The 12,263-nt window shown below is 38.9% G+C and carries 15 protein-coding genes; 9 read left to right on the top strand and 6 right to left on the bottom strand.

The features are described 5' to 3' along the window. Window positions 1–70 precede the first annotated feature (70 nt). The 5 genes from PCY12_RS00075 to PCY12_RS00055 all read right to left on the bottom strand — a co-directional run bounded on the left by PCY12_RS00075 (window position 71) and on the right by PCY12_RS00055 (window position 3,087). The gene (locus tag PCY12_RS00075; RefSeq protein WP_239667311.1) at window positions 71–229 is read right to left on the bottom strand and encodes a hypothetical protein; all 159 of its coding nucleotides are present in this window, start codon (window positions 227–229) and stop codon (window positions 71–73) included. A 21-nt stretch (window positions 230–250) separates the two neighbouring features. Then, the gene (locus PCY12_RS00070; RefSeq protein WP_301351038.1) at window positions 251–868 is read right to left on the bottom strand and encodes a histidine phosphatase family protein; all 618 of its coding nucleotides are present in this window, start codon (window positions 866–868) and stop codon (window positions 251–253) included. Then, window positions 868–1,350, bottom strand: coding sequence for an aminoacyl-tRNA deacylase (locus PCY12_RS00065; protein WP_301351037.1), 483 nt, complete (start codon window positions 1,348–1,350; stop codon window positions 868–870). Before PCY12_RS00065 ends, PCY12_RS00070 begins: the two co-directional genes overlap by 1 nt. Continuing rightward, window positions 1,350–2,192, bottom strand: coding sequence for a DUF368 domain-containing protein (locus PCY12_RS00060; protein WP_301351036.1), 843 nt, complete (start codon window positions 2,190–2,192; stop codon window positions 1,350–1,352). The genes PCY12_RS00065 and PCY12_RS00060 overlap by 1 nt, the downstream gene beginning before the upstream one ends. Window positions 2,193–2,286: 94 nt before the next feature. Next, window positions 2,287–3,087 (bottom strand): glycoside hydrolase family 25 protein, encoded by an 801-nt coding sequence (locus PCY12_RS00055; RefSeq protein ID WP_301351035.1) that lies wholly within the window; start codon window positions 3,085–3,087, stop codon window positions 2,287–2,289. A gap of 144 nt (window positions 3,088–3,231) precedes the next feature. On the opposite strand from PCY12_RS00055, the gene glmU reads away from it, so the two are divergent. The 8 genes from glmU (at window position 3,232) to PCY12_RS00015 (ending at window position 9,427) form a co-directional block, all read left to right on the top strand. Next, a complete protein-coding gene (gene glmU / locus PCY12_RS00050) occupies window positions 3,232–4,611 on the top strand; it encodes a bifunctional UDP-N-acetylglucosamine diphosphorylase/glucosamine-1-phosphate N-acetyltransferase GlmU (protein WP_301351034.1) in 1,380 nt (459 codons plus the stop codon). A gap of 9 nt (window positions 4,612–4,620) precedes the next feature. Further along, window positions 4,621–5,166 (top strand): NUDIX hydrolase, encoded by a 546-nt coding sequence (locus tag PCY12_RS00045; RefSeq protein WP_050252879.1) that lies wholly within the window; start codon window positions 4,621–4,623, stop codon window positions 5,164–5,166. A gap of 11 nt (window positions 5,167–5,177) precedes the next feature. After that, window positions 5,178–5,492 (top strand): cell wall synthase accessory phosphoprotein MacP, encoded by a 315-nt coding sequence (gene macP, locus PCY12_RS00040; RefSeq protein WP_000517865.1) that lies wholly within the window; start codon window positions 5,178–5,180, stop codon window positions 5,490–5,492. A 16-nt stretch (window positions 5,493–5,508) separates the two neighbouring features. Beyond that, window positions 5,509–6,201: a 5'-methylthioadenosine/adenosylhomocysteine nucleosidase gene (locus tag PCY12_RS00035; protein ID WP_301351033.1), complete on the top strand. Its 693-nt coding sequence runs from the start codon at window positions 5,509–5,511 to the stop codon at window positions 6,199–6,201. A 76-nt stretch (window positions 6,202–6,277) separates the two neighbouring features. Then, window positions 6,278–6,769 (top strand): chromosome segregation protein RocS, encoded by a 492-nt coding sequence (gene rocS, locus PCY12_RS00030; protein WP_000021242.1) that lies wholly within the window; start codon window positions 6,278–6,280, stop codon window positions 6,767–6,769. Between the two features lie 79 nt (window positions 6,770–6,848). Beyond that, window positions 6,849–7,031 carry a hypothetical protein gene (locus PCY12_RS00025; protein WP_301351032.1) on the top strand — a complete coding sequence of 61 codons (183 nt, stop codon included), beginning with the start codon at window positions 6,849–6,851 and terminating at the stop codon, window positions 7,029–7,031. A 33-nt stretch (window positions 7,032–7,064) separates the two neighbouring features. After that, on the top strand, window positions 7,065–7,655 hold the full coding sequence (locus tag PCY12_RS00020) for a 3'-5' exonuclease (RefSeq protein WP_301351031.1): 591 nt from the start codon (window positions 7,065–7,067) through the stop codon (window positions 7,653–7,655). 8 nt (window positions 7,656–7,663) lie between these two features. Continuing rightward, window positions 7,664–9,427, top strand: coding sequence for a glycerophosphodiester phosphodiesterase (locus tag PCY12_RS00015; protein WP_301351030.1), 1,764 nt, complete (start codon window positions 7,664–7,666; stop codon window positions 9,425–9,427). Window positions 9,428–9,499: 72 nt separating this feature from the next. Here PCY12_RS00015 and PCY12_RS00010 read toward each other — a convergent pair whose 3' ends face one another. Further along, window positions 9,500–9,799 (bottom strand): YbaB/EbfC family nucleoid-associated protein, encoded by a 300-nt coding sequence (locus PCY12_RS00010; RefSeq protein WP_000981526.1) that lies wholly within the window; start codon window positions 9,797–9,799, stop codon window positions 9,500–9,502. Between the two features lie 541 nt (window positions 9,800–10,340). Here PCY12_RS00010 and PCY12_RS00005 point away from each other — a divergent pair. Next, window positions 10,341–12,263 (top strand): YSIRK-type signal peptide-containing protein (locus tag PCY12_RS00005; protein WP_301351029.1); only part of this gene is annotated, 1,923 nt, incomplete at its 3' end.

The raw sequence follows: 12,263 nt of genomic DNA, 5'->3' as shown, positions 1-12,263 counted from the left end.
TTCACGGATAATCTTTCAAAACTAAAAAGAACCTGACGCTAATACTCTTCGAAAATCTCTTTAAACCACGTCAACGTCGCCTTGCCGTATGTATGTTCCTGACTTCGTCAGTTTTATCTGAAACCTCAAAACCATGTTTTGAGCTGACTTCGTCAGTTTCATCGACAACCTCAAAGCAGTGCTTTGAGCAGACTGCGGCTAGTTTCCTAGTTTGCTCTTTGATTTTCATTGAGTATAAAATCAAGTTCTGTTATTGATAAGAAGTATCATTCCAAGTATCGAGAGTGAATGTTTCAAAATCATGGGTTTCTATAACGGTCAGGCTGGCATTTGCAAGGCCTCCATCTTTACGAAGAAGTGGTTCTTTATATCCTAGAAGAGTACGAAGACTGGCAGTAAGATTGGCGCCGTGACCGACAATTAGAATACGCTCAGCTGGACTATCTTTTAATGATTTGATAAATTGGATAGTTCGTTGTGTTGTGCTATAGAGGGATTCGGCTCCAAACATTTGAGTGTCAAATTGAGCAAGATTAGATCGGAAAGCTTTGATTTGTTGCGGGTAAATAGCTTCCAAGGTTGCAATTTTCAAACCCTCCAACTTCCCCAGCTGCCATTCACGGAGATTCGGAACACTTTCTAAAGGACAGGGGGTCCTGAGTTGACTTTGGATAATCTCGGCAGATCTGACCGCTCGAGGTAAATCGCTTGAATAAATCTGATTAAAAGGAATTTCCTTGAGATATTGGCCAAGTTGTTTTAGGGTTTCAATGGATTCAGGAAGAAGGGGAGAATCTCCACTAGCGCCTTGAAAACGACCTTCTTGGTTCCAGACAGTACGACCGTGGCGGACAAAGTAGAGTTTCATTACTTGCTGTCCTCCAAAATATCGGCAAAGTCTGCCTTTACAAAGCTAGCCAAGTCTTGTGGCGCGACGATAATGCTGTGTCCGACTTCGCCTGCAGAAACAATCATTTGATTCAAGTCGAGAGCGATTTTATCGATAAAAATGGGGTAATTATGTTTTTGACGAATACCAACAGGATTATTGGCTCCATGAATGTAACCAGTTGTTTTTTCCAAGTCCTTTTGTGGAATCATGCTCACTTTTTTATTGCCGGAAATTTTAGCTAGTTTCTTTTCAGACAAGTGCTGAGTGATAGGGACAATTCCGATAATCGGTCCTGTCTTGTCTCCTAAAAGAGCCAAGGTTTTGAAAATCTGATCTCGTTCATAACCTTGAGGAAGTTCTCCTTCAAGTGCATTGATTCGAATCCCTTGATGTGGGATACCTGCTTTAGATAGGATTTGTTCCACCAATGTTTTTTTGATTTTAACTTTTTTTGCCATTATTTATATTTATCCTCCAATTGGCTCATCCAAATACCAAGCCAGATTCCCAGTGCAAAGAAGAAGGCGATGATGACATATCCAACAAGTGAAATACCGGTGTATTGGATACTCTCAGCGTTTCCTGCATTTGGAATCAAGATCAAAAGGGTACTTGATAGGACGATACCGATGATGAAATGATAGACGCGTGAGTGGTAGTTGTTTAAGGCATAATCCATCAATTTTGAAAAAATGATGAGAGTTCCACCTGCCCCGATTCCAATCGGGAAGAAGGTTCCCAAGAGGTCAAAAGTTTTAAAACCAGTCAACATAGGAGCATAGAGTCCCAAAATCAAAAGTAAATTTGATGGACTGAGGCCAGGAACCAAGACGCCAAGGGCCAATAGTGCGCCTGCTAGGACGAAGTTAAGAAAGCTGGCGCTTAAGGTTCCAACGACAAAATTTAAGGCATAGAGTCCTAATCCAGAAATGATAAAGGTTGTCCAGAACCAAGCTAAATCAATCTTGTCTCGGTCAGATTCTCGAGTTGATTCTTTGAGGAGGCTAGGAACTGTACCGATAATAGCTCCCGCAAAGCTCCATAAGACAAAGACCTGATAATTTTCAAGCAGGTATTCAATCGGGTAGGAAAATAAGCCGATTCCCAGAAGCATACCGATGGCAACTGGAATAAAGTACAAAACATTTTCTTTAAAGTCTTTAAAGGGATGGGCCAGAAAGCCAATCATCCGTTCGTAAATGCCTAAGATTGCTGCTAGAACCCCTCCGGAAATTCCTGGTAAGATAAATCCAAGAGCAATCACAATCCCTTTAATAATGCGCGCTAACCATGAGAGCATATATTTCCTCCAACTATTTCTATTTCAAAAAATCCTTACTATATTGTATCACAATCAAACACAAAAAGAAAAAGCAAATGCTAAACAAATGCTTTTAAGGTTTTAAAAAGAGTTTTCGAAAGGTTTCTTCTTTATTTTTTAAGGGAGAGATGACGTTGATATCCAAATTGTGGTCAAAGCCGGCAATTTTCCCTTTAGATGTGTATTGGTGAATATCATAATCTAAATCAGTTTTAGGACTGCTCTCCAAAAATCCTGAGTTTGAGCCGTAGGACGGAATCCAAACAGAGGTAAACTTGCCTGTCTCAATACTATGTTCTTCCATGAAATAGACCCCAACGTAGATGCCGATGTTTTTAGCACCTAGTGATGCTAGTTTTGCTCGAAAAGCTTCAACACCCTCGTTCATATTGGACATGGTTTTGTCTTCTACGTCTAGCCAATAGTAACTAGGGCTGTAAGGAGAGGCAGCATTGTAGAAAACTTCAGCGGCTTTTTCCATTTCTTGGACACTTTTTCCAGCTACATAAGCGTAGACCCCAACGGGGACATTCCGCTTTTGAAGTTCAGTGATATGACTCTTATAGGCCTTGTCTATTCCATTGATAAAGGAAGCATCATTTTCTTTTGTCGTTTGAGCACCACTGTGAACACGAACAATAGCGCCTGAAATATTTTGTGAGAGGGCATCGTAGTTGATTTCCTCAGGACGCTGCCAGCCAGAGAGGTCAATAATCGGTTTGTCTAAGTGTTTCAAAGCCTGTGCTTCAATCTGCGCTATGTTGGATTTTGTTTTAAAGGATTGGTTATCATTAAGTGGGCGATTGATGATTAAAATGAACATCATAATCCCCAAAAAACTAAATAAAATAAGTGGATGAATTTGTTTTCTCATATCTCATAATTTTACCCTAAAAATGAAAAAAAATCAAAAAAAATGGGTTAAAGAAGAGACTTTAGAGCATTTTTTCATTCAAGAGCGCGGAATGATTTGAAATATGGTATAATAAAAGGGAATTTCTAGAGAAAAGAGAAGATTATGTCAAATTATGCCATTATTTTAGCAGCGGGTAAAGGGACTCGCATGAAATCTGATTTGCCAAAAGTTTTGCACAAGGTTGCGGGTATTTCTATGTTGGAACATGTTTTCCGTAGCGTGGGAGCTATCCAACCTGAAAAGACAGTAACAGTTGTGGGACACAAGGCAGAATTGGTTGAGCAGGTCTTGGCTGGACAGACAGAATTTGTGACTCAATCTGAACAGTTAGGGACTGGCCATGCAGTTATGATGACAGAGCCTATCTTAGAAGGTTTGTCAGGGCACACCTTGGTCATCGCAGGAGATACTCCTTTAATCACTGGTGAAAGCCTGAAAAACTTGATTGATTTCCACATCAATCATAAAAATGTGGCGACTATCTTGACTGCTGAAACAGATAATCCTTTCGGCTATGGACGAATTGTTCGTAATGACAATGCTGAGGTTCTTCGCATTGTTGAGCAAAAGGATGCCACAGATTTTGAAAAACAAATCAAGGAAATCAACACTGGAACATATGTCTTTGACAACGAGCGTTTGTTTGAGGCTTTGAAAAATATCAATACCAATAATGCTCAAGGAGAATACTATATCACAGATGTCATTGGCATTTTCCGTGAAGCTGGTGAAAAAGTTGGCGCTTATACTTTGAAAGATTTTGATGAAAGTCTTGGGGTAAATGATCGTGTGGCTCTTGCGACAGCTGAGTCGGTTATGCGTCGTCGCATCAATCACCAACATATGGTCAACGGTGTTAGCTTTGTCAACCCAGAAGCAACTTATATTGATATTGATGTTGAGATTGCGCCTGAAGTTCAAATCGAAGCCAATGTTACCTTGAAAGGTCAAACGAAAATTGGTGCTGAGACTGTTTTGACAAATGGAACGTATGTAGTGGATAGCACTATCGGAGTAGGAGCTGTCATTACCAATTCTATGATTGAAGAAAGTAGTGTTGCAGACGGCGTAACTGTTGGACCTTGTGCCCACATTCGTCCAGGTTCAAGTCTGGGTGCCCAAGTCCATATTGGAAACTTTGTTGAGGTGAAAGGGTCTTCTATCGGCGAGAATACCAAGGCTGGTCATTTGACTTATATCGGAAACTGTGAAGTGGGCAGTAACGTTAATTTCGGTGCTGGAACCATTACAGTCAACTATGACGGTAAAAATAAATACAAGACAGTCATTGGCAACAATGTCTTTGTTGGATCAAATTCAACCATTATTGCCCCAGTTGAGTTAGGTGACAATTCTCTTGTTGGAGCTGGTTCAACTATTACCAAAGACGTGCCAGCAGATGCGATTGCCATTGGACGCGGTCGTCAGGTTAACAAAGACGAATATGCAACTCGCCTTCCTCATCATCCTAAGAATCAGTAGGAGTCTGTCATGGAATTTGAAGAAAAAACGCTTAGCCGAAAAGAAATCTATCAAGGGCCAATTTTTAAACTGGTCCAAGATCAGGTTGAATTACCAGAAGGCAAGGGAACTGCCCAGCGGGATTTGATTTTTCACAATGGAGCTGTCTGTGTTTTAGCAGTAACGGATGAGCAAAAACTTATCTTGGTCAAGCAGTACCGCAAAGCTATTGAGGCTGTCTCTTACGAAATTCCAGCTGGAAAATTGGAAGTAGGAGAAAATACAGACCCTATTGCAGCAGCTCTGCGTGAATTAGAGGAAGAAACAGCCTATACAGGGAAATTAGAACTCTTATATGATTTTTACTCAGCCATTGGCTTTTGTAATGAAAAGTTAAAACTATACCTAGCCAGTGATTTGACAAAAGTGGAAAATCCGCGTCCGCAGGATGAAGATGAAACCTTGGAAGTCCTTGAAGTGAGCTTAGAAGAAGCCAAGGAATTAATCCAATCAGGTCATATCTGTGATGCCAAGACAATTATGGCTGTTCAATATTGGGAATTGCACAAAAAATAGAGGAGGTCAGTATGGGGAAACCTTTATTAACGGATGAAATGATTGAAAGAGCTAATAGAGGCGAAAAAATTTCAGGTCCTCCTTTGCTAGATGATAATGAGGAGACTAAGATTTTACCAACCTCTTCTTCCCGTTTTGGTTATGCCAATCCTAAGGATCATGGTTTTAGCCAGGAAACCTTGAAGATTCAGGTCGAACCGTCTATTCATAAAAGCCGTCGCATTGAAAATACCAAGAGAAATGTCTTCAATTCTAAGTTAAATAAGATTTTATTTGCAGTCATCTTTCTCTTAATTTTGCTTGTCTTAGCAATGAAACTTTTGTAATAGAAAAGGAATTGAAATGAAAATAGGAATTATTGCGGCTATGCCAGAAGAACTAGCTTATTTGGTACAGCATTTAGAAAATGCCCAAGAGCAAGTTGTTTTGGGGAATACCTATCATACAGGCACCATTGCCTCGCATGAAGTCGTTCTTGTAGAAAGTGGAATTGGTAAGGTCATGTCTGCTATGAGTGTGGCGATTTTGGCTGATCATTTTCAAGTGGATGCTCTTATCAATACAGGTTCAGCTGGGGCAGTAGCAGAAGGTATCGCTGTTGGGGATGTTGTGATTGCTGACAAATTAGTCTATCATGATGTGGATGTCACAGCTTTTGGCTATGCTTATGGACAAATGGCGCAACAACCGCTTTATTTCGAATCAGACAAAACCTTTGTTGCCAAAATCCAAGAGAGTTTATCTCAATTGGATCAAAACTGGCATCTTGGTTTGATTGCTACAGGAGATAGTTTTGTTGCAGGAAATGACAAGATAGAAGCGATTAAGTCCCATTTTCCAGAAGTTTTAGCCGTGGAGATGGAGGGGGCAGCTATTGCTCAGGCAGCGCATGCTCTTAATCTTCCAGTCTTAGTCATTCGAGCTATGAGTGACAATGCCAACCATGAAGCAAACATCTCTTTTGATGAGTTTATTATAGAAGCTGGACGTCGCTCTGCCCAAGTCTTATTAGCCTTTTTGAAGGCTTTAGATTAAGCGAAAATTTGACAGTTTTTCTAGCTTATGATAAGATTTAAATAAAGAAAAGCTAGAAAACGTTTCAGAGGATATTATGAGTATTGAAATGACCGTCAGTGAGATTGCAGAGGTCTTAGGATTATCTCGCCAAGCAATCAATAACCGTGTCAAAGAATTACCAGAAGAAGACACAGATAAAAATGACAAAGGGGTAACAGTCGTTACCAGAAGTGGCTTGATTAAGCTAGAAGAAATCTATAAAAAAACGATTTTTGAAGATGAGCCTGTCAGTGAAGATGTCAAGCAACGTGAACTGATGGAGATTTTGGTTGATGAGAAGAATGCAGAAATTCTTCGTCTCTATGAACAATTAAAAGCCAAGGATCGTCAGTTATCAGAAAAAGACGAGCAAATGCGCATCAAAGACCGTCAGATTGCTGAGAAAGACAAACAACTCGATCAGCAGCAACAATTGACACTTCAAGCCATGAAGGATCAAGAAAATCTTAAGCTAGAGCTGGACCAAGCAAAAGAAGAAGTCCAATCAACTAAGAAAGGCTTTTTTGCTCGTTTATTTGGAGGATAATCAAGGAGCTGTTTAGGTTAAATGCTAACCTGATGGCTTCTTTTGTTTCTAAATAGTATAGTTGCTCAATTAATACTCAATGAAAATCAAAGAGCAAACTAGGAAGCGAGCTGCAGGCTGCTCAAAGCGCTGCTTTGAGGTTGTAGATAAGACTGACGAAGTCAGCTCAAAACATGTTTTTGAGGTTGCGGATGAAACTGACGAAGTCAGTAACTATATCTACGGCAAGGCGAAGCTGACGCGGTTTGAAGAGATTTTCTAAGAGTATAAAATAACAGTATAGGAGAGGTAGAAAATGGAACGATTAGAAGATTACATTGCTTTTGACTTAGAATTTAATCAGCACGAAGGACAAACACACTTGATTCAAGTATCGGCAGTGCGTTTTAGAGATGGTCAGGAAATCGATGCCTATGATTCCTATGTTCATACTAGTGTGCCTCTAAAGAGTTTTATCAATGGATTGACTGGGATTACAGCCGAAACCTTAAAAGATGCTCCTCCAGTGGAGGAAGTTATAAAAGATTTCCAAGATTTTGTGGGTGCTTTGCCGATGGTAGGCTACAATGCTGCTAAAAGTGATTTGCCTATTCTAGCAGAGCATGGTTTAGACTACAGCCAGCAGTACAAGGTGGATCTGTATGATGAAGCTTTTGAACGTCGTAGTTCGGATTTACACGGTATTGCCAATCTCAAATTGCAAACTGTTGCCTCATTTCTTGGATTTCAAGGTCAGTCCCATAATAGTTTAGAGGATGCTCGGATGACGGCGCGTGTTTACGAATCCTTCTTAGAGTCGGATCAAGCTAGAGAATTGTTAGAGACGGAAAGTAGCCTATCAAACAATCCTTTTGGTGGCTTGGACTTGTCTCAATTATTTGACTAGGAGTGCCTATGAAACCTGAAAAACCTAAAAAATTGGGTTTTAAACAGATTTACCTCAATCTTGATAAAATCCTCTTTCTATTTTTCTTGATATTCATGATGATTGAGTTTGTCTGGTTACCATCAAATTCTTGGATTGCTGGACTTTTGCTCCGTCAGACAGGCTATCTCTTTCTTTCTTACAACAATATTTTTGCCATTATAAAGGGTTCTCCCTTTGTTAGTCTTGCTTTATTTGTTTTGGTAATCGTTAATTTACTGATCGCCTATTACCAGATAGGACTTCTCTTTATCGGAGCTCGACACCTCCTCTATCATGAAAAGAGAACTTTGCTGGAGTACAGTCGCAAGGTCTTTCGCCAAAGTTTCTTGTTTATGAAGCAAGTGACGATTTCAAAAATGGCCTTTATTTTCTTTTATGTCATGATGCTTTTTCCATTGATTCGAAAGATTTTAAAGATTTATTACCTCAATAAAATCGTCATTCCGGAATTCATAGTAGCCTATGTAGAAGATAAGTACTGGTTGGTCGGTTTGGTAATCACTGTTCTAGCCTTGCTGCTGTTTTACATTTCAATACGTTTGATGTTTGCCCTACCCCAGCTTTTGTTTGAGAAGAAAACAGTCAAAGAAGCAGTCAGATACAGTCTTGAGAAGACGAAAAGGCAATCCTGGTTTTATATTTGGAACTTGCTTTGGATTATCGTCAAAACGTATCTATTTTTCATTCTTCTCTTGATTCCAATCTTAGCGAGTCAGGTACTGATGGATGGAGTGACCCATAAGGAATCTCTTGTACTAGGAATTATCAATTTTGTCTTGATTAAGAATTTCCACTATATGGCCTTGACCTATTTCCTTATTAAGTTTGTTTCCTTTTTGACAGGGGAAGAATTAGAAATCACACCAAGGAGAAAGAAAGACCACTGGATGAGATGGGGAGTGATGGGCTGTGCTTGTATCTTTTTCGCTCTTGAGGGTTATGTTTATTTAGAAGCTCCAGTTTCACATAAACCTTTAATTATCTCTCATCGCGGTGTTTCAGATAAAAATGGTGTTCAAAATACCGTCCAATCACTAGAAAAAACCGCTCAGTTATCTCCAGATTTCGTTGAGACAGATGTTCAGGAAACAAAAGATGGGCAGTTTGTCATGATGCATGATGCCAATATCAAGAATCTGACAGGAGTTAATGCCAATCCTCAGGATTTAACCTTGGAAGAATTAACCAAACTCGATATTTCAGAAAATGGCTATCATAGCAAGGTGTCTAGTTTTGATGCTTATCTCAACAAAGCCAATGAATTGCATCAAAAACTCCTCATTGAAATTAAAACCAGTCGAAAAGATAGTCCAGATATGATGAAACGCTTTATGGACAAATATGGAGTCATCATTAAGCAGAATGGTCACCAAATGCAATCCTTGGACTACCATGTGATTGACCAGGTGTTGGCCTATGACTCACAAATTCCAGTTTATTTCATCCTACCTTACAATAGTATTTTCCCAAGAACGAAAGCTACAGGTTATACCATGGAGTATTCAACTTTGGATGAAAATTTTGTCAACAAGCTTTGGAATACCGATCAGAAATTGTACGTTTGGACCATCAATAGTTCAGAGTCCTTTGATAAATCTGTTCAGTTAGGAGCAGATGGTATGATAACAGATGACTTGGAAATGATTCAAGACCAGGTTACCATTGCCCAAGAAGACCCAGAGTATACTGAATTGCTTTTTAAACAGGCCATGGAATTCTTTAATTTTTAGTAAGTAAAAAGAGGAACAGTTGTTCCTCCGACGATAGGCAAGTATTCTCTTGAATGCTTGTTTTTCTTATGATTAGAATGGCAATTTCCCAGCGAAAGCACCCAGTTTTTTCTTGGTAGTCTCATCGATTTGTTCAAGAGCAGAGTTGATGGCTTGAACGGTCATATCAGAAAGAGTTTCAAGGTCTTCTGGGTCAACGACAGCTGGATTGAAGTCAATGCTGACAACTTTCTTATCTCCAGTTAAGGTCGCTTGGACAAGGTCTTGAGCAGATTTGCCAACAAATTGCATAGCAGCAAGTTCAGCTTGGCTTTGTTCCATTTGTTTTTGAAGTTTTTGTGCTTGGCGCATCATGTTTTGCATGTTCATCATAAGATTTCTAAAATTCCTTTCATATCAAGGGTTAATTCCCTTATATTTTTTAAATAGTGAGTAGATTGTGTCTTGCAACTACTTTACTGTGTAGCTTAATAGTTCCAAGTACATACTACATTGTACCATTTTTTTGCACTATAGTCTTTCATTTATCTCATATATGAAAGTTATCACTAAGAAAAGATAGAGAATAGGTTTAGGTGAGATTGCTTAAATGGAACATTGATTAATTGTCATCAAAAAGTAAAAATTCTGAAAACTAACCAAAAATATATTGAATTTTATAAAAAACATCTATAAACCCTATTAAACAAAGGCGTGCATATATATATATATATAATTACTGATTTTCTAAAACAAAGCGCGGTTGAAGGAAGGGAACTAAGTTGATATAATGAAGTTGTAATAAAAAAGCTGGGATTTTTGTTGTCTGCTTAGGATGATATGAAGTCCTGTTTTCCTGTTTTTAAAACGAGTCTGGAATCATTAGATGAGGTTTGAGACTAGATGGACAGGGTAGAAAGAAAGGTAAAAAACCATGAAACAGTTTAAAATGAATGAGCGCCAACGCTTTTCTATACGCAAGTTTTCAATCGGAGCAGCCTCAGTCTTGCTAGGATCTGTCTTTTTTGTAGCTAATCCAGCGACAGAAGTCCAGGCGGCGGAAGCAAATACAGAAGTGGTCAGTCAGGATGGAAATGGCAACACTGGGAATCCATCTGTCTTACCGCCATCAGATACAAGCAATCAAAATCTTAACGTAGAACAAGAAGGAGCTAAGCCAAACACTCAAGAGACAGAGAAAAAAGAGCCAGGAACTCCATCTAAAGATAGTGAAGGAAAAGCTAAGTCAACAGTAGAGAATACAGGTGACGAAAAAGTTGATGGTGTAGTTAAACCTGTGTCTGGTGAATCATCTCCCGTGTTTGAGGAAGAAAAAGATAAAAAAGAAGTACAACCAGAGTTGGAAGAAAAATCCTCAATTATCAAAGAAGAAGCTAATAGAGAAGATAAGATAGATCAATCTCAAGAAGAAGACGGGTATCAGTTATATGATAAATTGATAGATGCATCTAAAAGATTGAAAGAATCCAATCCTGAGTCGGCAGCAGATTTTAAAAACTTAGCAGATACCATCAACGAAAAGTTAGGACTTTCAGACGACGGAAAGATTTCTGGAGAACTTGTCGAAAAAGCTCACAAGTTACTGGATGGTAATCAGATAGACAAAGACGAAATAGAAGGAGCTAATAACTTTAGGAGAAGAAAACGTGAAGCCGCCAAAACTGAATCAACAACAATACAAATGGGATTAGTGAATTCGAAGGGTAATATTACTAATACAAAAATCATATCTTATCCAGAAGGACTTGGCTTTACAGGAACTGGTATTCAAGTGAAGGCTATATCTGGTGATGGACCTATTACAGCCATAACAGTCTCGAAAGACCATGATCAAGGCTTCCCGTTCACAGTAAAGGAAAATAAGTCTTCAAATGAAGCAACAGTATCATTTGAAGGGAATACTCCAAGAAGTGGTGGTTGGGTTGTAACTGTAAGAGTTGAAACAAAGAATACATATAAAGAATTCCAATTTGGGTACTATGCTATTTTTAAAAAACCAAATATAATTACTACTAATGAAGAATTAAAAGGAAAAGCAGAAGTAACAGGAAATTATAGGCCGGATATAAAAGTTAGTATTCCGGCTGTTCCTAAATTACCTCAAGGGGCTAAAATGAAAGTCTACTTGGTAGGTCAAGGAGGGCAAGATTATGGTGACGGATATGAACCTGACCCTGCTTACTCGAATATCATTGCCTCAAAAGATGTATCTCCAAATAATGATGGTAATGGATCAAGTAGGGAAGTTACCATCACTAAAGATGATTATAAGGCTACTAAATTAGGGACGGGTGGTTTTAAGGCTTTAACTGTTATAGAATTAGCAGATTCCAGTGGAGTTTATCATGAGGATTATAGACCAAGAACTAAGGGCTCCTTTTATAGTAACGTAAGGACAGCTACGAAAGCAGTTGCTCCGGCAGATAAGGTAGAATATATTAAACGCGATAATAACATCGTGAAACAAACGACTCATTACACTGTAAATTCTACTGACGGAACTGTTACAGAAAATCCTACCAAAGATGAAGAAGTTGTAAGCCCTGAAAGTTTAGGCAACCCAGGTATAACGAGTGTCGCAGACAAGACAGAATACTATAAACAGGGCGATGATGTCATGAAACGTGTGACGACATATGATGTCAATCGTCAAACCGGAAAAGTTACTGCAAATAGTACTGAGACTGTTCATACAGCAAATGGCGCTAAAGATAAGGTAGAATATATTAAACGCGATAATAACATCGTGAAACAAACGACTCATTACACTGTAAATTCTACTGACGGAACTGTTACAGAAAATCCTACCAAAGATGAAGAAGTTGTAAGCCCTGAA

The sequence above is a fragment of the Streptococcus sp. SPS1 genome (assembly GCF_030439915.1).
Lineage (GTDB): Bacteria > Bacillota > Bacilli > Lactobacillales > Streptococcaceae > Streptococcus.
The sequence above is the reverse complement of the archived record's forward strand: the minus strand, read 5'-3'. Positions and strand labels throughout refer to the sequence as shown.

Excerpts from the sequence above, each read along its gene's own strand:
- PCY12_RS00010 (WP_000981526.1), bottom strand. The coding sequence starts at position 9,799 with ATGATGAACATGCAAAACATGATGCGCCAAGCACAAAAACTTCAAAAA.
- PCY12_RS00025 (WP_301351032.1), top strand. The coding sequence starts at position 6,849 with ATGAAAATCAAAGAGCAAACTAGGAAGCGAGCTGCAGGCTGCTCAAAG.
- PCY12_RS00015 (WP_301351030.1), top strand. The coding sequence starts at position 7,664 with ATGAAACCTGAAAAACCTAAAAAATTGGGTTTTAAACAGATTTACCTC.
- glmU (WP_301351034.1), top strand. The coding sequence starts at position 3,232 with ATGTCAAATTATGCCATTATTTTAGCAGCGGGTAAAGGGACTCGCATG.
- PCY12_RS00060 (WP_301351036.1), bottom strand. The coding sequence starts at position 2,192 with ATGCTCTCATGGTTAGCGCGCATTATTAAAGGGATTGTGATTGCTCTT.
- PCY12_RS00070 (WP_301351038.1), bottom strand. The coding sequence starts at position 868 with ATGAAACTCTACTTTGTCCGCCACGGTCGTACTGTCTGGAACCAAGAA.
- PCY12_RS00055 (WP_301351035.1), bottom strand. The coding sequence starts at position 3,087 with ATGAGAAAACAAATTCATCCACTTATTTTATTTAGTTTTTTGGGGATT.
- PCY12_RS00035 (WP_301351033.1), top strand. The coding sequence starts at position 5,509 with ATGAAAATAGGAATTATTGCGGCTATGCCAGAAGAACTAGCTTATTTG.
- PCY12_RS00020 (WP_301351031.1), top strand. The coding sequence starts at position 7,065 with ATGGAACGATTAGAAGATTACATTGCTTTTGACTTAGAATTTAATCAG.
- macP (WP_000517865.1), top strand. The coding sequence starts at position 5,178 with ATGGGGAAACCTTTATTAACGGATGAAATGATTGAAAGAGCTAATAGA.
- PCY12_RS00045 (WP_050252879.1), top strand. The coding sequence starts at position 4,621 with ATGGAATTTGAAGAAAAAACGCTTAGCCGAAAAGAAATCTATCAAGGG.
- PCY12_RS00075 (WP_239667311.1), bottom strand. The coding sequence starts at position 229 with ATGAAAATCAAAGAGCAAACTAGGAAACTAGCCGCAGTCTGCTCAAAG.
- rocS (WP_000021242.1), top strand. The coding sequence starts at position 6,278 with ATGAGTATTGAAATGACCGTCAGTGAGATTGCAGAGGTCTTAGGATTA.
- PCY12_RS00065 (WP_301351037.1), bottom strand. The coding sequence starts at position 1,350 with ATGGCAAAAAAAGTTAAAATCAAAAAAACATTGGTGGAACAAATCCTA.